This is a genomic window from Pseudomonas sp. Tun-23181 (assembly GCF_057415455.1).
Map to the genome: position 1 here is coordinate 2,469,019 of NZ_CM171630.1, position 18,503 is coordinate 2,487,521.

The window sequence follows — 18,503 nt, forward strand, 5'->3', positions numbered from 1 at the left end:
CCGACCGGCCGCAACCCTCTTTGGCTGGCTTAGGGAGACTCGCAATGACTCGGATCGCTCGCTCTGGCGACAACAGCACTGAACGCCGTCTGCAAGCCGAACGCCTGGTCGGCGTCGCGGCCCTGCAAGAAGCGCAGGCCCTGCGCTTCAAGGTGTTCAGCGCCGAATTCAAGGCCAAGCTCAAGGGCGCGGAACAGGGCCTGGACATGGACGACTACGACATCCACTGCCGCCACATCGGCGTGCGCGACCTGGCCAGCGGCCAACTGGTCGCCACCACCCGTCTGCTCGATCACCAGGCCGCCAGCAGCCTGGGCCGTTTCTACAGCGAAGAAGAATTCAGCCTGCACGGGCTGCTCCAGTTGCAGGGCCCGATCCTCGAGCTGGGTCGCACCTGCGTCGACCCGGCCTACCGCAACGGCGGCACCATCGCCGTGCTCTGGGGGGAGCTTGCCGAGGTGCTCAACGAGGGCCGCTACAGCTACCTGATGGGGTGCGCCAGCATCCCCATGCAGGACGGCGGCGTGCAGGCCCACGCCATCATGCAGCGCCTGCGCGAGCGCTACCTGTGCACCGAGCACCTGCGCGCCGAGCCGAAGAAGCCGCTGCCGAGCCTGGCCCTGCCGAACAACGTCATCGCCGAAATGCCACCGCTGCTCAAGGCCTACATGCGCCTGGGCGCGAAGATCTGCGGCGAGCCCTGCTGGGACGAGGACTTCCAGGTCGCCGACGTGTTCATCCTGCTCAAGCGCGACGACCTCTGTCCGCGCTATGCCCGCCACTTCAAGGCGGCGGTCTGATGCCGCGCCTGCGGGTACTCGCCCGCCTGGCCCGGCTGATACTGGTGTTGCTGCTGGGCATGCTCATGGCCAGCGTGATCGCCTTCGGCGAACGCCTGGGCCTGAAAGCCTCCGTCGAACGGCGCCAGCGCTGGACGCGCCGGTTCATGCAGCACTTGGTCGGCGCCCTGCCCTTCAAGGTGCGCGTGGTCGGCCCGTTGCCACGCCAGCCGATGCTGTGGGTCAGCAACCATGTGTCCTGGACCGACATTCCCCTGCTCGGCATGCTCACGCCCCTGTCGTTCCTGTCCAAGGCCGAAGTGCGCCACTGGCCGTTGGCCGGCTGGCTGGCGGAGAAGGCCGGGACCCTGTTCATCCGCCGCGGAAGCGGCGACAGCCAACGCCTGGCCCGGCAGATCGGCAACCAGCTGAACCAGCGACGGCCGTTGCTGATCTTCCCGGAAGGCACCACCACCGACGGCCGCAGCCTGCGTACCTTCCATGGTCGTCTGCTGGCCGCTGCCATCGACCTGGGCACGCCGCTGCAGCCGGTGGCGATCCAGTACCTGCGCGATGGCGAGCCCGACCCTGTGGCGCCGTTCATCGGCGACGATGACCTGGTTTCGCACCTGGTGCGGCTGTTCAGCCAACCGCGCGGCGAGGTGGTCATTCAGTTGCTGCAGCCGATCACCAGTGCGGGCAAGGAGCGGGCGGCCCTGGCCTTCCAGGCGCAGCAGGCGATCCACATGGCGTTGTTCGGCATCCAGGACGTGGAGATGGCGCCGCGTCGTCGGACGCAGGCGGCATAGTTGCGGCGGCGTCAGTACCGGCCTACTCGCGGCGGTACCGCCTCACCTGCCCGCCGCAGCAAAGGCCTGCAACTGCGGATAGAACTCGCGAAAATCCGCCAGCAACGGCTCGTACAGCCGCTCCAACTCCCCCATCACCCCACTCATCCCCTCCGGCCGCGACAGCCGCCGGGCGATCCCCTTGAACACCTGCTCCAGGATCGCGAAGTCGCCATAAGCCCCCAGCCAGTCATCCGCCGCCATGAACGGCGCAATGTGTGCCAGCCGCCCCGGAAGCTCGGACTGGGCCAGCAGCACGCGATAGAACGCCTCGGTGAACTCGCCCAGTGGCTGTTCGGCATAGTCCGCCCAATGCCGCGCCAGGCAGTGGTCGAAGAACACATCGAGGATGATCCCGGCATAGCGCCGCCGCTCGCGGGGGAAACGCGCCAGCGCCGCCAGCACCAGCGGATGGCTGTCGGTATAGCTGTCGATATGCCGGTGCAACCGGATCGAGGCCTCCAGCGCCGGCGGGAAACGCCCGTCCAGCGAGCCCTTGACGAAGTCGCCATACAGGCTGCCCAGCAGTTGCTGCGGCGCGTGGCCGCCCAGGTGAAGGTGTGCGAGGTAATTCATGGCGCCAGTCTAGCACCCACTCCGACCATATCGTTATAACGCGATATAGCGATTCATGCTCAGCTCAGAACCTCTTCATATTTGTATATCGCGAAATATCGATTTATATTTCGTTCCATCGCGATATACCGCTACACACCACGAGCCCAACCATGCCTCTTGATCTCGACGAAATAATAAAAGCCCTGGCCCACCCGGTCCGGCGAGACATCCTCAACTGGCTGAAGGACCCCGCGGCGCAATTCCCCGACCAGCAGCACAGCACCGAATACGGCGTCTGTGCCGGGCAGATCGACCAACGCTGCGGCCTGTCGCAGTCGACCGTCTCCGCCCACCTGGCGACCTTGCAGCGCGCGGGCCTGATCAGCAGCCAGAAGATCGGCCAGTGGCATTTCTTCAAACGCAACGAGCAAACCATCCGGGCTTTCCTCGAGCAGATGAGCCAAGAGCTCTGACAAGGACCTTGCAATGCCCCTTTCCCTGTTGATCCTGGCGCTGAGCGCCTTTGCCATCGGTACCACCGAGTTCGTCATCATGGGCCTGCTGCCCGACGTGGCGCAGGACCTTGGCGTGACCATCCCCGGCGCCGGTTGGCTGGTGACCGGTTACGCCCTGGGCGTGGCCATCGGTGCACCGTTCATGGCCCTGGCCACCGCCCGCCTGCCCCGCAAGGCCGCGCTGGTGACGCTGATGGGCGTATTCATCGTCGGCAACCTGCTGTGCGCCGTGGCCAGCGACTACGACCTGCTGATGTTCGCCCGGGTGGTGACCGCCCTGTGCCACGGTGCCTTCTTCGGCATCGGCTCGGTGGTGGCCGCCAGCCTGGTGCCGGCCAACCGCCGCGCCTCTGCGGTGGCGCTGATGTTCACCGGCCTGACCCTGGCCAACGTGCTCGGCGTGCCCCTGGGCACTGCACTGGGCCAGGTCGCCGGCTGGCGTTCGACCTTCTGGGCCGTGACACTGATCGGGGTGATCGCCTTGATCGGCCTGGTGCGCTTCCTGCCGCTGCAGCGCCAGGAAGAAAAGGTCGACATGCGCGCCGAACTGGCCGCCCTCAAGGGCATCGGCATCTGGCTGTCGCTGGGCATGACCGTGCTGTTCGCCGCGTCCATGTTCGCCCTGTTCACCTATGTGGCACCGTTGCTCGGTGACGTCACCGGCGTATCGCCACGCGGCGTGACCTGGACCCTGCTGCTGATCGGCCTGGGCCTGACCCTGGGCAACATCCTCGGCGGCAAGCTGGCCGACCGCCGCCTGGGTGCCACCCTGGTAGGAGTGTTCGCCGCCATGGCGGTGGTGTCCACCGTACTGAGCTGGACCAGCAGCGCCCTGGTGCCGGCAGAAATCACCCTGTTCCTCTGGGCCACCGCCGCCTTCGCCGCCGTGCCGGCCCTGCAGGTCAACGTGGTGACCTACGGCAAGGCCGCACCGAACCTGGTCTCGACCCTGAACATCGGCGCCTTCAACCTGGGCAATGCCCTGGGCGCCTGGGTCGGCGGCAGCGTCATCGCCCATGGCTTCGGCCTGACCCGCGTGCCCCTGGCCGCAGCGGCCCTGGCGGTGCTGGCGCTGATCGTCACCCTCATCACCTTCAGCCAGCGCGGCGGCGATGCCGAACTGGCCAGCGCTTCCAATTGACCCACGCGAGGCTAAGCAGATGACCACGCTCTTCGATCCGATCACTCTGGGCGACCTCGAGCTGCCCAACCGCATCATCATGGCCCCGCTGACCCGCTGCCGCGCCGACGAAGGCCGCGTGCCCAACGCACTGATGGCCGAGTACTACGTGCAACGTGCCAGCGCCGGGCTGATTCTCAGCGAGGCGACCTCGGTGACGCCCATGGGCGTCGGCTACCCGGACACCCCCGGTATCTGGTCCGATGAGCAGGTGCGCGGCTGGACCAACGTGACCAAGGCCGTGCATGGCGCCGGTGGGCGCATCTTCCTGCAGCTGTGGCACGTGGGGCGCATCTCCCATCCCAGCTACCTGAACGGCGAGTTGCCCGTGGCGCCGAGCGCGATCCAGCCCAAGGGCCATGTCAGCCTGATCCGGCCGGTCACCGAGTACCCGACCCCACGCGCCCTGGAAACCGAGGAAATCGCCGACATCGTCGAGGCCTACCGCACGGGTGCCGAGAATGCCAAGGCCGCCGGCTTCGACGGCGTGGAGATCCATGGCGCCAATGGCTACCTGCTCGACCAGTTCCTGCAGAGCAGCACCAACCAGCGCACCGATCGCTACGGCGGCGCCCTGGAGAACCGTGCGCGCCTGCTGCTGGAAGTGACCGACGCGGTCATCGAGGTGTGGGGCGCCAACCGTGTGGGCATGCACCTGGCCCCTCGCGCCGACGCCCATGACATGGGCGACGCCGACCGCGCGCAAACCTTCACCTATGTCGCACGGGAGCTGGGCAAGCGAGGCATCGCCTTCATCTGCTCGCGGGAGCAGGAAGCCGACGACAGCATCGGCCCGTTGATCAAGGAAGCCTTCGGCGGCCCGTACATCGTCAACGAGCGCTTCGACAAGGCCAGCGCCAATGCGGCCCTGGCCAATGGCACGGCCGATGCGGTGGCCTTCGGTATCCCGTTCATCGCCAACCCAGACCTGCCGGCGCGCCTGGCTGCCGATGCGCCGTTGAACGAGCCGCACCCGGAAACCTTCTATGCCAAGGGGCCGGTAGGGTATATCGATTATCCGCGGATGTGACCACGGCTCGGGGTTGGCCAGTCAAGCCGCGTCCTGGGGCTGCTTTGCAGCCCCATCGACAAACCGGAGCCCGCATCAAGGCCGGGCGTTGATCTGCTGCTGCAGGTTCTGGATCTGACTCTGCAGGGTGTTGAGGTTGCGGGTCACCTGGCTGCGGAAGGCGTCGAACTCCTGCACCGAGGCCCCTGCGGCAGGCGTCGGGCGGTTGTCGATCTGGCTCTTGAGCACCAGCACATCCTGCTCCAGGCTCTCGATGGCCGCGCTCGGGTTGCCCTGCTTCTTCAACGCCGCCACCTCATTGCTCAGGCTCTTGATCTGGCCGTCGAGCTTGCCGCCATCCACCTGGCCCGACTTCAGCGCCGCCAGTTCGCCATTGACGGCCTTGAGCTGCGCCTGCAACTGGTTCTGCAGCTCGGTCACCGCCTTCTGCTGCTCACGGGTATCGGCCAGCACCTGCTCCAGGCGCTTGCCCAGGTCACCGGCCTGGCCGGCCACCCCCTGCTGCTGCTTGCCCTGCTCGGCCAGGCTCGCCTGCAACTGACGGATCTGCAGCTTCAGGGCCTCGCTGCCGGTATTGGCGCTGGACTCGCTGGCCTCCACCTTGCCGCTGATCGCCTGCAAGCGCCCCGCCGCTTCCTCGCTGATGCGGGCGAAACTCTCCTGGGTCGCCACCAGTTGCTGCTCCATCAGCGAGATCTGCTGGAAGCTCCACCAGCCCAACCCCGCCAAGGCGATGAACGACGCGCACAGCAGTGCCCACAGGGGGCCGCTGCTGGCCGGGCGCGTGGCCTTCTGGCGGCTGCGCGCCACATGCGCCGGCAGCAGCTCGTCGTCATCTGGAGTACCGGCACGCAAGGTCGGTACGTCGTCGAAATCGTCGTGTGAGTCGTTACGCATGGATGCTTTCAACCGCGGTGGTAGCAAAGGGGCATTAGTATAAACCGCTCGGGCGGCGCATTGATGACCATCATCGGCGCGCCAGGTTCACGGATGCACGTTTTTCCACCAGGCGCAGAACTCGTCCAACGCCGTCCACAGGCTGACCTTCGGCCGGTAGTCCAAGTACTGGCGGGCGCGGCTGATGTCCAGGGTGAAGTCCTTGCTCATCACCTGCATCGCGGTACGCGACAGGGTCGGCTGCGGGCGTCCCGGCCACAGCAGGCAGGCCGCTTCGTTCAGCGCCGCCAGGCTGTAGGCCAGCCCGTAGGCGCGGTAGCGGGTGACCTGGGGCAACTGCATCTGGCGCATCACGTAGTTGACCACGTCCCACAGCGGCACGGGCTGTCCATTGCTGATGTTGTAGGCTTGGCCGAGCGCCTGCTCGTCGGCGAACAAGGCACTGAGCAAGGCATCGTTGAGGTTGTGCACGCTGGTGAAATCGACTTTGTTCAGGCCATTGCCGACGATCGCCAGGCGACGCTTGCGCTGCATCTGCAACAAGCGCGCAAAGATGCTCGCATCGCCGGCCCCGGTGACGAAACGCGGGCGCAGGGCCAGCACCTGCAGGCCGAACTCCTGGGCACCGAAGACCTTCTGCTCGGCCAGGTACTTGGTCGTCGCGTAGTGGTCGTGGAAACGGCGCGGCAGCTGGTCTTCGCGGATGTCCAGGCGCGAGCGGCCGGTGAAGTAGATCGACGGCGACGACAGGTGCACCAGGCGGCGCACGCGCGCCTTGAGGCAGCCTTCCACCACGTTCTCTGTGACCACCACGTTGCCCTGGTGGAAATCCTGATAGCGCCCCCAGTTACCCACCGCGCCGGCGCAGTGCACCACCGCGTCGACGCCCTGGCACAGACGCCTGGCCAGTTCGCCATCGCCCAGGTCGCCCGGCATGAACTCGGCACCGCGCTTGACCAGGTGCTCCACGCCCTCGGCGCGCCGGCCGTTGACCCGTACCTCCAGGCCCTGCTCCAGGGCGAAACGTGCAAAGCGCCCGCCGATGAAGCCGCTCGCGCCGGTGACCAGAATTCGCATGTAAGACTCCGCCTTGCCAGATGACTGAAGCAACTGACGTCGCCCGCGCCTACAAGGGCACCAGCCAGCCCGGCGCCGTCTGGCGCAGGTGCTCGGTCAGTTGGGCGAGCAACTGCCCGCCATTGCGCCAATGATGCCAGTACAGCGGCACGTCGATGGGCGTATCGGCGCAGATTTCCACCAGTTGCCCGCCGGCCAGTTGCTCGGCGGCCTGCAGTTCAGGCACCAGGCCCCAGCCCAACCCAGCTTCGGTCATGCGCAGGAAGCCCTCGGAAGACGGGCACAGGTGATGGAGGAAACCGTCCTGGATACCCAGCGACGCCAGGTAGCGGTGCTGGAGGAAATCGTCCGGACCGAACACCACCGCCGGCGTGCGGGCCAGGCGCCGGACCTCGAAGCCCCGGGGAAAATGCCGTGCCATGAATGCCGGGCTGGCCAGCGCCCGGTAGCGCATGGCCCCCAGGGGCAGGCTGCGCGCCCCGGCCACCGGCCGCTCGCTGCCGCACAGGCAGGCGGCCACTTCGCCGGCGCGCATGCGCTTGAGGCCGACGTCCTGGTCTTCCACCACCAGGTCGAGCAGCACCTGTTGCCCGGCGCAGAAGGCCCCCACCGCACCGGCCCACCAGGTCGCCAGGCTGTCGGCGTTGAGGGCGATGCGCAGGCGCTCGGGCATGCCTTCCTCGTCCAGCGCGGGCACCTGGCGTTGCAGGTCGCGCTCGAGCAGGCGCACCTGCTGCACATGGTTGAGCAACTGGCGGCCGACCTCGGTCGGGCTTGGCGGCGTGGCACGTACCAGCACCGGCTGGCCGACGCGCGCCTCGAGCAGCTTGATGCGCTGGGAAATGGCCGATTGCGACAGGCCCAGAACCTGGGCGGCGCGCTCGAAGCCGCCTTGCTCGATGACGGCGGCAAGGGCGGCGAGCAACTTGTAGTCGAACATCGATTTTCCTAATGAGAGATCAGCTTTATTTGTTTTTCTTATAGCGCGCATTTCCCCACAATGGCCAGCATCTTCCTTGGCAACAAGCACCGGCGCAGAGCCGGTGCCCCTGGAGTGTTCCCGCTATGTGGCAAAGCTATATGAACGGCATGCTGGTGGCCTTCGGCCTGATCATGGCCATCGGCGCGCAGAACGCCTTCGTCCTGGCGCAGAGCCTGCGCCGCGAACATCACCTACCGGTGGCGGCCCTGTGCATCGTCTGCGATGCGATCCTGGTGGCGGCCGGGGTGTTCGGCCTGGCCACGGTGCTGGCGCACAATCCGACCTTGCTGGCGGTGGCCCGCTGGGGCGGCGCGGTGTTCCTGATCTGGTACGGCGCCAAGGCCCTGCGCAGCGCCTGCTCGAAGCAGAGCCTGCAGCACCAGGAAGGCCAGGGCATGCGTTCACGCCGGGCCGTGCTGCTCAGCGCCCTGGCGGTGACCCTGCTCAACCCTCACGTGTACCTCGACACCGTGCTGCTGATCGGTTCCCTCGGAGCCCAGCAGAGCGTGCCCGGCGCCTACGTGGCCGGCGCCGCCAGCGCCTCGCTGGTCTGGTTCTCGACCCTGGCCCTGGGCGCGGCCTGGCTCGCCCCCTGGCTGGCCCGGCCCGCCACCTGGCGTCTGCTCGACCTCATGGTGGCGGTGATGATGTTCGCTGTGGCGGCGCAGCTGATTTTTTCTTGAGTTTCAAGCGGCGAGCTGCAAGTAAAAGCGGATCGTGCGGGCTTCTCTTGCCGCTTGTCCCTATAGTTGTTGCGTGGTTATGCGCGAGGCCGGGTGCTATGATCCAGCCCTTGCGTCGCAAAGAGTACAAACTCGCCGACGCTCATCGGGCCGCCCGTGATCGGCCTTGCGCAAACCGCAAACAGACCTGAATCAGGAGATCTACCATGGCTTTTGAATTGCCGCCGCTGCCGTACGCCCACGATGCCCTGCAGCCGCACATCTCCAAGGAAACCCTGGAGTATCACCACGACAAGCACCACAACACCTATGTCGTGAACCTGAACAACCTGGTCCCAGGCACCGAATTCGAAGGCAAGACCCTGGAAGAGATCGTCAAGACCTCTTCGGGTGGCATCTTCAACAACGCCGCTCAAGTCTGGAACCACACCTTCTACTGGAACTGCCTGTCGCCAAACGGTGGCGGCCAGCCGACCGGTGCCCTGGCCGATGCCATCACCAAGGCCTTCGGCTCCTTCGACAAGTTCAAGGAAGAGTTCACCAAGACGTCCGTCGGCACCTTCGGCTCCGGCTGGGGCTGGCTGGTGAAGAAGGCCGACGGCTCCCTGGCTCTGGCCAGCACGATCGGCGCCGGCAACCCGCTGACCAGCGGCGACACCCCGCTGCTGACCTGCGACGTCTGGGAACACGCCTACTACATCGACTACCGCAACCTGCGTCCGAAGTACGTCGAGGCGTTCTGGCAACTGGTCAACTGGGACTTCGTCGCCCAGCAGTTCGAAGGGAACACCTTCAAGGCCTGATGCTCTGGGCATCTTGAATTGAAACATCCGATGCCGGGCGACTGGCATCGGATTTTTTTTGTCCACAGAGCGCCTGAAGACGCGCTGGGGATCTCCCTATCAGGAGTGGCAAGAGAAACGCCCACGATCCGCTTTCACTTGTGGCTTGAAGCTTGAAGCTGAAAGCTCGCGGCTCACCCACGAACCGCCCGCTCTTGCCCCAGGCGGATAGCACGCTAACATCAAACATCTGGAAAGCTGACGTAGCGCACTCAAGTCGCAGGGCCGCGCAACCGATACATTGCCAAGGGCCCTTTCTACCGTGGCAATCGGTCGATAGTGTACTGCCAGGGACAATGGCAAAATAATGGCACGCGCATGGATTAAGGAACTCCCCTTGAAGCTGGAATTTCGGAACAGCTTATCGGTCAAGTTGCTCAGGGTCGTGCTGCTCTCGGCGCTGGCGGTCGGTGTCGTTCTCAGCTGTGCGCAGATCGTCTACGACGCCTACAAGACCCGCCAGGCGGTGAACACCGACGCCCAGCGCATCCTCGACATGTTCCGCGACCCATCGACCCAGGCGGTGTACAGCCTCGACCGGGAGATGGGCATGCAGGTCATGGAAGGCTTGTTCCAGGACGAGTCGGTGCGCATGGCTTCCATCGGTCATCCCAACGAAACCATGCTCGCGGAAAAGTCCCGCCCGCTACAGGACATGTCCCTGCGCTGGCTGACCGACCCGATCCTCGGCCAGGAACGCACCTTCACCACCCCGCTGGTCGGCCGTGGCCCCTACAGCGAGTACTACGGCGACCTGAGCATCACCCTGGACACCGCCAACTATGGCAAGGGCTTCCTGATCAACGCGGTGATCATCTTCATCGCCGGCGTGCTGCGCGCCTTGGCCATGGGCCTGGTGCTGTACCTGGTCTATCACTGGCTGCTGACCAAGCCGCTGTCGAAGATCATCGAGCACCTCACCCAGATCAACCCCGACCGTCCCAGCCAGCACCAGTTGCCATTGCTCAAGGGCCACGAGAAGAACGAACTGGGCCTGTGGATCAACACCGCCAACCAGTTGCTGGCCTCCATCGAGCGCAACACCCACCTGCGCCACGAGGCCGAGAACAGCCTGCAACGCATGGCCCAGTACGACTTTCTCACCGGCCTGCCCAACCGCCAGCAACTGCAGCAGCAGCTGGACAAGATCCTCGTCGATGGCGGCCGCCTGCAGCGTCGGGTGGCGGTACTGTGCGTCGGCCTCGACGACTTCAAGGGCATCAACGAACAGTTCAGCTACCAGGTCGGCGACCAACTGTTGCTGGCCCTGGCCGACCGCCTGCGCGCCCACAGTGGCCGCCTCGGCGCCCTCGCCCGCCTGGGTGGCGACCAGTTCGCCCTGGTGCAGGCCGACATCGAGCAGCCCTACGAGGCGGCCGAGCTGGCCCAGAGCATCCTCGACGACCTGGAGGTGCCATTCGCCCTGGACCACCAGCAGATCCGCCTGCGCGCCACCATCGGCATCACCCTGTTCCCGGAGGATGGCGACAGCACCGAGAAGCTGCTACAGAAAGCCGAGCAGACCATGACCCTGGCCAAGGTCCGCTCGCGCAACCGCTACCAGTTCTATGTCGCCAGCGTCGACAGCGAGATGCGCCGGCGCCGCGAACTGGAAAAAGACCTGCGCGAGGCCCTACCGCGCAACCAGCTGTACCTGGTGTACCAGCCGCAGGTCAGCTACCGCGACCACCGCGTGGTCGGCGTCGAGGCGCTGCTGCGCTGGCAGCATCCGGAGCTGGGTATGGTCCCGCCGGACCAGTTCATTCCCCTGGCCGAGCAGAACGGCAACATCATCGCCATCGGCGAATGGGTGCTCGACCAGGCCTGCCGTCAGTTGCGCGAATGGCACGACCTGGGCTTCAGCGAACTGCGCATGGCGGTCAACCTGTCCACCGTGCAACTGCACCACAGCGAGCTGCCACGGGTGGTCAACAACCTGCTGCAGATCTACCGCCTGCCTCCGCGCAGCCTGGAGCTGGAAGTCACCGAGACCGGCCTGATGGAAGACATCAGCACCGCCGCCCAACACCTGATCAGCCTGCGCCGCTCCGGTGCCCTGATCGCCATCGACGACTTCGGTACCGGCTACTCCTCGCTCAGCTACCTGAAGTCGCTGCCGCTGGACAAGATCAAGATCGACAAGAGCTTCGTCCAGGACCTGCTCGACGATGACGACGACGCCACCATCGTCCGGGCCATCATCCAGTTGGGCAAGAGTCTGGGCATGCAGGTGATCGCCGAGGGCGTGGAGAGCGCCGAGCAGGAGAGCTACATCATCGCCCAGGGCTGCCATGAGGGTCAGGGCTATCACTACAGCAAGCCCTTGTCTGCCCGCGAGCTGACCCTCTACCTCAAGCAGGCGCACCGCAACCAGGTGAGCGCGCTCTAACCTCGTCGCCAGGGGGGCTCGCGAAAACGACCAATCTTGATGAAATGCGCAACCGCCCCTTTACACAAAATGCAAATCTTTCGCATTATGTGGCGGTTTCGCGTGCCCCGGCACACAGTCCAACCACACGACGCAGGAAACCAACAATGATTCGAATGCCTCTGGCCTCCGCCAGTCTGCTGGCCATCGCCATCGCCCTCGCCGGTTGCGGCGAAGGCAAGGATGAAAAGGCTGCCGCTCCGCAAGCCCAGGCACCTGCTGCCGCCAGCACCAACGCCGCGGCGCCGGGGGCTGTCGACGAAACGGCCGGCAAGGCCGTGGTCAAGCATTACGCCGAGATCGTCCATGCCGTCTACAGCGATTCGCTGAGCACCGCCAAGACCCTGCAGACCGCCATCGACGCGTTCCTCGCCACCCCTAACGATGAAACCCTGGAAGCCGCCAAGCAAGCCTGGGCCGCCTCTCGCGTTCCTTACCTGCAGAGCGAAGTCTTCCGCTTCGGCAACACCATCATCGACGACTGGGAAGGCCAGGTGAACGCCTGGCCGCTGGACGAAGGCCTGATCGACTACGTCGACAAGAGCTACGAGCACGCCCTGGGCAACCCGGCGGCCAGCGCCAACATCATCGCCAACACCGAGATCCAGGTGGGCGAAGACAAGATCGACGTCAAGGACATCACCCCCGAGAAACTGGCCAGCCTGAACGAGCTGGGCGGCTCCGAGGCCAACGTCGCCACCGGTTACCACGCCATCGAGTTCCTGCTGTGGGGCCAGGACCTCAACGGCACCGGCCCAGGCGCAGGCAACCGTCCGGCTTCCGACTACCTGGAAGGCAAGGGTGCCACCGGAGGCCACAACGAGCGTCGCCGCGCCTACCTGAAGGCCGTCACCGATCTGCTGGTCAAGGACCTGGAAGAAATGGTCGGCAACTGGGCGCCGAACGTCGCCGACAACTACCGCGCCAAGCTGGAGGCCGAACCGGTGGCCGATGGCCTGCGCAAGATGCTGTTCGGCATGGGCAGCCTGTCGCTGGGCGAGCTGGCCGGCGAGCGCATGAAGGTTTCCCTGGAGGCCAACTCGCCAGAAGACGAGCACGACTGCTTCAGCGACAACACCCACTACTCGCACTTCTACGACGCCAAGGGCATCCGCAATGTCTACCTGGGCGAGTACACCCGCGTCGACGGCACCAAGATGACCGGTCCGAGCCTGTCGGAGCTGGTGGCCAAGATCGACCCAGCCACCGACGCGACCCTCAAGGCTGACCTGGAGGCCACCGAGGCGAAGATCCAGGTGATCGTCGACCACGCGCTCAAGGGTGAGCACTACGACCAGCTGATCGCTGCCGACAACACCGCCGGCAACCAGATCGTCCGCGACGCCATCGCCTCGCTGGTCAAGCAGACCGGCGCGATCGAACAGGCCGCTGGCAAGCTGGGCATCGCCAACCTGAACCCGGACACCGCCGATCACGAGTTCTGATCCTGGTGCAGTGGTTCGACAGAGGCGGCCCTCGGGCCGCCTTTTTCATTATCCGAACCTCATGGGCTAGGTAAATGCTGGGGCCGCTTCGCGCCCCGATGGCGGCCAATGGCATTGGAGCAAGCCCCCGCCCCCCCCGCCAACTGACAAGGATTTCATCCAGCAAACGCAAATTGCTCTTATTCAAACCCCCTCGGCCTGCTAAGCTTGCACGCCGGTTTTTCGCTCACCCAGGATCCTCGATGTCCTCGTCGCTGTTCCGACTCCTTCCCTTGCTGCTGGCCACCACCCTGGCTGCCTGTGACGACGCCCCGCGCTTCACCCAGGCCGAACCCGGCGAGGCCCTTTCCGGCGGCAAGGCAACGGTGCAGCGCAGCGACCGCAACGCCTTCTCCTTGCCCTCGGCCAACCTCTCGCCGGAGCGGCGCCTGGACTTCAGCGTCGGCAACAGCTTCTTCCGCAACCCGTGGGTGATCGCCCCTTCCACCACCACCGCCCGCGACGGCCTCGGCCCGCTGTTCAATACCAACGCCTGCCAGAACTGCCACGTACGCGACGGCCGCGGCCATCCCCCCGAACCCGATGCCCGCAACGCGGTGTCGATGCTGGTTCGCCTGTCGATCCCCGATCAGCCGCAGTACGCCAAGGAAATCGAGCGTCTGGGCGTGGTCCCGGAGCCGGTCTACGGCACCCAGCTGCAGGACATGGCCGTCCCCGGCGTGGCCCCGGAGGGCAAGGTGCGGGTGGAATACACGCCTGAAACCGTGACCTTCGAGGACGGCCACCAGGTCGAGCTGCGCCGCCCGCGCCTGCAGATCACCCAGCTCGGCTACGGGCCGATGCACCCCGATACCCACTTCTCCGCCCGGGTGGCGCCGCCGATGATCGGCCTTGGCCTGCTCGAGGCCATCCCCGAGGCGGCGATCCTGGCCAACGCCGACCCGGACGACGGCAACGGCGACGGCATCCGTGGCCGGCCCAACCAGGTCTGGGACCAGGCCACGGGCAAGACCGTGCTCGGCCGCTTCGGCTGGAAGGCCGGCCAGCCCAACGTCAACCAGCAGAACGTCCACGCCTTCGCCGGCGACATGGGCCTGACCACCCACCTGCAACCCGTCGACGACTGCACCCCGACCCAGGCCGACTGCCTGGCCGCACCCAACGGCGATGGCGCCGATGGCGAGAAGGAGGTCAGCGACAACATCCTGCGCCTGGTCACCTTCTACACCCGCAACCTCGGCGTGCCAGCGCGCCGCGACGTCGATGCCCCCCAAGTGCTGGCTGGCAAGACCCTGTTCTTCCAGGCCGGCTGCCAGGGCTGCCATACCCCGCAGTTCACCACCGCCGCCGATGCCAGCGAAGCGGAGCTGGCCAACCAGGTGATCCGCCCCTACAGCGACCTGCTGCTGCACGACATGGGCCCGGGCCTGGCCGACAACCGCAGCGAATTCGCTGCCGGTGGCCAGGACTGGCGCACCCCGCCCCTGTGGGGCATCGGCCTGACCGAAGCGGTCAGCGGCCACACCCAATTCCTCCATGACGGCCGCGCCCGCAACCTGCTCGAGGCCGTGCTCTGGCACGGCGGCGAAGCCGAAGCGGCGCGCAACCATGTTCTGACCTTCGATGCCGAGCAACGCGCAGCGCTGCTGGCGTTCCTGAATTCACTTTAAGCGCAAGGAGCCGGGCATGTTCCGACCCAAACTGTTGTTCACCAGCCTCGCCGCACTCGCCCTGGGCGCCTGCTCGCCACAAGACCCGCAGGCGGTGACCTCCGCCGCCATCGCCAAGCAGGTGATCCTGCCGACCTACAGCCGCTGGGTCGAAGCCGACCGCGCGCTTGCCGCCAGTGCCCTGGCCTACTGCGAAGGCAAGGCCTCCCTGGAGACCGCCCGCGCCGACTTCCTCAATGCCCAGAAGGCCTGGGCCGAGCTGCAGCCGCTGCTGGTCGGCCCGCTGGCCGAGGGCAATCGCGCCTGGCAGGTGCAGTTCTGGCCAGACAAGAAGAACCTGGTCGGCCGCCAGGTCGAGCAACTGGTCAATGGCGACAAGCCGATCGATGCCCAGGCCCTGAGCAAAGCCAGCGTGGTGGTACGCGGCCTCTCGGCCTACGAGTACATCCTGTTCGACAGCAAGCCGGACGTTGCCACCCCCGAGCAGAAGGCCCGCTACTGCCCGCTGCTGGTGGCCATCGGCGAGCACCAGAAGGCCCTGGCCGAAGAAATCCTCAAGGGCTGGAACAGCACCGACGGCATGCTGTCGCAGATGACCAAGTTCCCCAACCAGCGCTACGCCGACTCCCACGAGGCGATCGCCGACCTGCTGCGGGCCCAGGTCACCGCCCTGGATACCCTGAAGAAGAAGCTCGGCGCCCCCATGGGCCGGCAGAGCAAGGGCATCGCCCAGCCGCTGCAGGCCGAGGCCTGGCGCAGCCACTCCTCGCTCAAGAGCCTGGAGGCCAGCCTCAAGGCAGCCCAGGCGCTCTGGGCCGGGGTCGACAACCAGGGCCTGCGTGGCCTGCTGGGCAAGGACCAGGCCGCCCTGGCGGAAAAGATCGACGACGCCTACGCCACCTCTGTCAAACTGCTGGCCGACAACCAGAAGACCCTGGGCGAGCTGCTCGCCGACGACGCCGGCAAGCAGACCCTCAACCAGATCTACGACAGCCTCAACGTCGTCCACCGCCTGCACGAGGGCGAGCTGGCCAAGGCGTTGAACATCCAGCTGGGCTTCAATGCCAACGACGGTGACTGATCATGCTGCGACGCCAGGCCCTCAAACTCGGTAGCGTGTTGCTCAGCGCCCTGACCCTGGGCGGTTGGAGCCTGTTTCGCAACAAAGGCAGCGAACCCCTGCTGCTCTCGGCGCGCGACGATGGCGACGGCAGGCACTATGCGGTCGGCTACCGTCTGGACGGTACCCAGGTGTTCGCCACCCAGGTGGCCCAGCGTTGCCATGCCATCATCGACCATCCCGAGTTGCCGATCGCCCTGTTCGTCGCCCGCCGCCCCGGCACCGAAAGCTACTTGGTCGACCTGCGCGACGGGCGCCTGCTGCAGACCGTCGCCTCGCAACCGGACCGGCACTTCTATGGCCATGCGGTGATCCACAAGAGCGGCCAATGGCTGTACGCCACCGAGAACGACACCCGCGACCCGGGGCGTGGCGTGCTCGGCATCTACCGCTTCGAGGGCGAACGCCTGGTGCACAGCGGCGAGATCCCGACCCATGGCATCGGCCCGCATGAACTGTGCTGGCTACCCGACGGCGAAACCCTGGTGGTGGCCAACGGCGGCATCCGCACCGAGGCCGAGAGCCGCGTGGAGATGAACCTCGACGCCATGGAGCCGAGCCTGGTGCTGATGCAGCGCGACGGCACCCTGTTGAGCAAGGAGACTCTCGCCCAGCAGATGAACAGCGTGCGTCACCTGGCAGTCGGCAGCGACGGCACCATCGTCGCCTGCCAGCAGTTCATGGGCGATGCCGAGGAAACCGCCGAGCTGCTGGCGATCAAGCGCCCTGGCGAGCCGTTCAAGGCCTTCCCGGTGCCCGAGCGGCAGTTGCAGTCGATGGCCCAGTACACCGCCAGCGTCGCCCTGCACAGCGACTTGCGCCTGGTGGCGCTGACCGCGCCACGGGCCAACCGCCTGTTCATCTGGGACCTGGACAGCGGCGCGGTGAAGCTCGATGCACCGATGCCCGACTGTGCCGGCGTGGGGGCGGTGAAGGATGGTTTCGTGGTCACCTCCGGGCAGGGGCGTTGCCGCTTCTATGATTGCCGCAAGCGAGAGCTGGTCGGGCAGCCGATGGACCTGCCCTCCGGGTTCTGGGACAACCACCTGCATCTGACCTGAGTATTTTCGGCGCCTGAGCGGCCCTGTTCGCGGCAGTTCGGCGCCACGATGCCGCGCAAGGCGGTCCAGGACATACACCACCGCTCGACTGTCCGACTGGACCGCGCCAGCACGGCATCGGTGTCTTGTCCTTTCCCTCTCCCGCCAAAACAGGCAATACTTCCCCCATTCGCACGTGGGCAGGATCGCCCGTTGTCGTGCCAGACGAACAACAACTACGCATCCAAGGAACCGGACTTATGCTGCGCCGCCGCATGCTGATCATGTTGGCCGTGGTCCTGCTGATCGTACTGGCCCTGGGGGGCATCAAGGCCTTCTCGATCTACCAGCAGATCCAGGTGTTCTCTGCCCCGAAACCACCGGTCAGCGTGCCTGCCGCGATGGCCGAGCGACGCCTGTGGCAGGAGCGCCTGCCCGCGGTCGGCAGCCTCAAGGCGTTCCAGGGCGTGGAGCTGAGCCTGGAGGTAGCGGGCACGGTCAAGTCGCTGCACTTCGACTCCGGCCAGCAGGTCAAGGCCGGCCAGTTGCTGCTGCAACTGGACAGCGACGAGGAAGCCGCGCTGCTGCGCACTGCCCAGGCCGACCTGGGCCTGGCCAAGGTGGATTTCGGCCGCGGCAGCCAACTGGTGGGCGATGCGGCCATCTCCCGTGGCGAGTTCGACCGCCTGGCCGCCCAGTACCGACGCAACCAGGCCGTGGTCGAGCAGCTCAAGGCATCGCTGGCGAAAAAGCGCATCCACGCGCCGTTCAGCGGCACCATCGGCATCCGCCAGGTAGATATCGGCGACTACCTGGCAAGCGGCACGGTGATCGCCACCCTGCAGGACCTCTCCAGCCTCTATGTCGACTTCAACGTGCCCGAACAGGCCTTGCCGCACCTGAGCCTTGGCCAGTCGTTGCAGGTCCAGGTGCCGGCCTACCCGGGCCAGACCTTCCCCGCCCGCCTCGGCGCCATCAACCCCAAGGTCGAGGAAAGCACCCGTAACCTGCTGGTCCGCGCCACCCTGGCCAACCCCGACGGCAAGCTGCTGCCAGGCATGTTCGCCAACCTGCAGGTGCTGTTGCCCGACCCGCGTCCCCAGGTGGTGGTGCCGGAAAGCGCCATCACCTACACCCTCTATGGCAACTCGGTCTATGTGGTCACCAGGAAGCAGAGCGAGGACCGGCAGGCGCAGCAGGACGATGGCCAGCCGACGCTGATCGCCGAACAGCGTACGGTACGCACCGGCGAGCGCCGCGATGGGCTGGTGGTGATCAGCGAAGGCCTCGAGGCCGGCGAGCAGGTGGTCACCGGCGGGCAACTGAAGCTGACCCCGGGCACGGCCATCCGCATCAGCGCGGACAAACCTCTCGAGCAGGACGACCAGGGCGCCCCCGGCGCCGACTGA

The 18,503-nt window shown here is 66.1% G+C and carries 17 protein-coding genes; 13 read left to right on the forward strand and 4 right to left on the reverse strand.

What is annotated here, in order from left to right; translation table 11 throughout:
- Window positions 1–44: 44 nt before the first annotated feature.
- Both olsB and ACDI39_RS11815 read left to right on the forward strand, forming a co-directional pair.
- Complete coding sequence (olsB, locus tag ACDI39_RS11810) at window positions 45–800, forward strand: L-ornithine N(alpha)-acyltransferase (RefSeq protein WP_225788002.1); 756 nt, start codon at window positions 45–47, stop codon at window positions 798–800.
- Complete coding sequence (locus tag ACDI39_RS11815) at window positions 800–1,588, forward strand: lysophospholipid acyltransferase family protein (protein ID WP_225788001.1); 789 nt, start codon at window positions 800–802, stop codon at window positions 1,586–1,588. Before olsB ends, ACDI39_RS11815 begins: the two co-directional genes overlap by 1 nt.
- Window positions 1,589–1,630: 42 nt before the next feature.
- On the opposite strand, the gene ACDI39_RS11820 is transcribed toward ACDI39_RS11815, so the two are convergent.
- Entirely contained in the window at window positions 1,631–2,203 is a 573-nt protein-coding gene (locus ACDI39_RS11820; protein ID WP_225788000.1) for an acyl carrier protein phosphodiesterase, read from the reverse strand.
- Window positions 2,204–2,355: 152 nt separating this feature from the next.
- Between ACDI39_RS11820 and ACDI39_RS11825 the strand changes: the two genes are divergently transcribed.
- From ACDI39_RS11825 to ACDI39_RS11835, 3 genes are read left to right on the forward strand one after another with little or no spacing between them, the layout of a single operon-like run.
- Entirely contained in the window at window positions 2,356–2,658 is a 303-nt protein-coding gene (locus ACDI39_RS11825; RefSeq protein ID WP_225787999.1) for an ArsR/SmtB family transcription factor, read from the forward strand.
- Window positions 2,659–2,671: 13 nt separating this feature from the next.
- Window positions 2,672–3,841 carry an MFS transporter gene (locus ACDI39_RS11830; protein ID WP_225787998.1) on the forward strand — a complete coding sequence of 390 codons (1,170 nt, stop codon included), beginning with the start codon at window positions 2,672–2,674 and terminating at the stop codon, window positions 3,839–3,841.
- A gap of 19 nt (window positions 3,842–3,860) precedes the next feature.
- Complete coding sequence (locus tag ACDI39_RS11835; protein ID WP_253080353.1) at window positions 3,861–4,910, forward strand: alkene reductase; 1,050 nt, start codon at window positions 3,861–3,863, stop codon at window positions 4,908–4,910.
- Between the two features lie 75 nt (window positions 4,911–4,985).
- On the opposite strand, the gene ACDI39_RS11840 is transcribed toward ACDI39_RS11835, so the two are convergent.
- The 3 genes from ACDI39_RS11840 to ACDI39_RS11850 form a co-directional block, all read right to left on the reverse strand.
- Window positions 4,986–5,807 carry a coiled-coil domain-containing protein gene (locus ACDI39_RS11840; protein WP_253099585.1) on the reverse strand — a complete coding sequence of 274 codons (822 nt, stop codon included), beginning with the start codon at window positions 5,805–5,807 and terminating at the stop codon, window positions 4,986–4,988.
- 87 nt (window positions 5,808–5,894) lie between these two features.
- On the reverse strand, window positions 5,895–6,884 hold the full coding sequence (locus tag ACDI39_RS11845; protein WP_225787995.1) for an NAD-dependent epimerase/dehydratase family protein: 990 nt from the start codon (window positions 6,882–6,884) through the stop codon (window positions 5,895–5,897).
- 49 nt (window positions 6,885–6,933) lie between these two features.
- On the reverse strand, window positions 6,934–7,824 hold the full coding sequence (locus ACDI39_RS11850) for a LysR family transcriptional regulator ArgP (RefSeq protein ID WP_225787994.1): 891 nt from the start codon (window positions 7,822–7,824) through the stop codon (window positions 6,934–6,936).
- Window positions 7,825–7,949: 125 nt separating this feature from the next.
- On the opposite strand from ACDI39_RS11850, the gene ACDI39_RS11855 reads away from it, so the two are divergent.
- From ACDI39_RS11855 to ACDI39_RS11890, 8 genes are all read left to right on the forward strand, one after another.
- Entirely contained in the window at window positions 7,950–8,549 is a 600-nt protein-coding gene (locus ACDI39_RS11855) for a LysE/ArgO family amino acid transporter (RefSeq protein WP_225787993.1), read from the forward strand.
- 206 nt (window positions 8,550–8,755) lie between these two features.
- Entirely contained in the window at window positions 8,756–9,352 is a 597-nt protein-coding gene (locus ACDI39_RS11860; protein WP_084855819.1) for a superoxide dismutase, read from the forward strand.
- A 376-nt stretch (window positions 9,353–9,728) separates the two neighbouring features.
- The gene (locus ACDI39_RS11865; protein WP_225787992.1) at window positions 9,729–11,780 is read left to right on the forward strand and encodes a putative bifunctional diguanylate cyclase/phosphodiesterase; all 2,052 of its coding nucleotides are present in this window, start codon (window positions 9,729–9,731) and stop codon (window positions 11,778–11,780) included.
- Window positions 11,781–11,926: 146 nt separating this feature from the next.
- Window positions 11,927–13,264, forward strand: a complete 1,338-nt coding sequence (locus ACDI39_RS11870; RefSeq protein WP_253080351.1) for an imelysin family protein — start codon at window positions 11,927–11,929, stop codon at window positions 13,262–13,264.
- A 242-nt stretch (window positions 13,265–13,506) separates the two neighbouring features.
- Window positions 13,507–14,934, forward strand: a complete 1,428-nt coding sequence (locus tag ACDI39_RS11875; protein WP_253091120.1) for a di-heme oxidoreductase family protein — start codon at window positions 13,507–13,509, stop codon at window positions 14,932–14,934.
- Window positions 14,935–14,950: 16 nt separating this feature from the next.
- Window positions 14,951–16,015, forward strand: a complete 1,065-nt coding sequence (locus ACDI39_RS11880; RefSeq protein ID WP_225787989.1) for an imelysin family protein — start codon at window positions 14,951–14,953, stop codon at window positions 16,013–16,015.
- A gap of 2 nt (window positions 16,016–16,017) precedes the next feature.
- Window positions 16,018–17,115 (forward strand): DUF1513 domain-containing protein, encoded by a 1,098-nt coding sequence (locus ACDI39_RS11885; protein WP_225787988.1) that lies wholly within the window; start codon window positions 16,018–16,020, stop codon window positions 17,113–17,115.
- Window positions 17,116–17,354: 239 nt separating this feature from the next.
- The gene (locus tag ACDI39_RS11890) at window positions 17,355–18,503 is read left to right on the forward strand and encodes an efflux RND transporter periplasmic adaptor subunit (RefSeq protein WP_253080348.1); all 1,149 of its coding nucleotides are present in this window, start codon (window positions 17,355–17,357) and stop codon (window positions 18,501–18,503) included.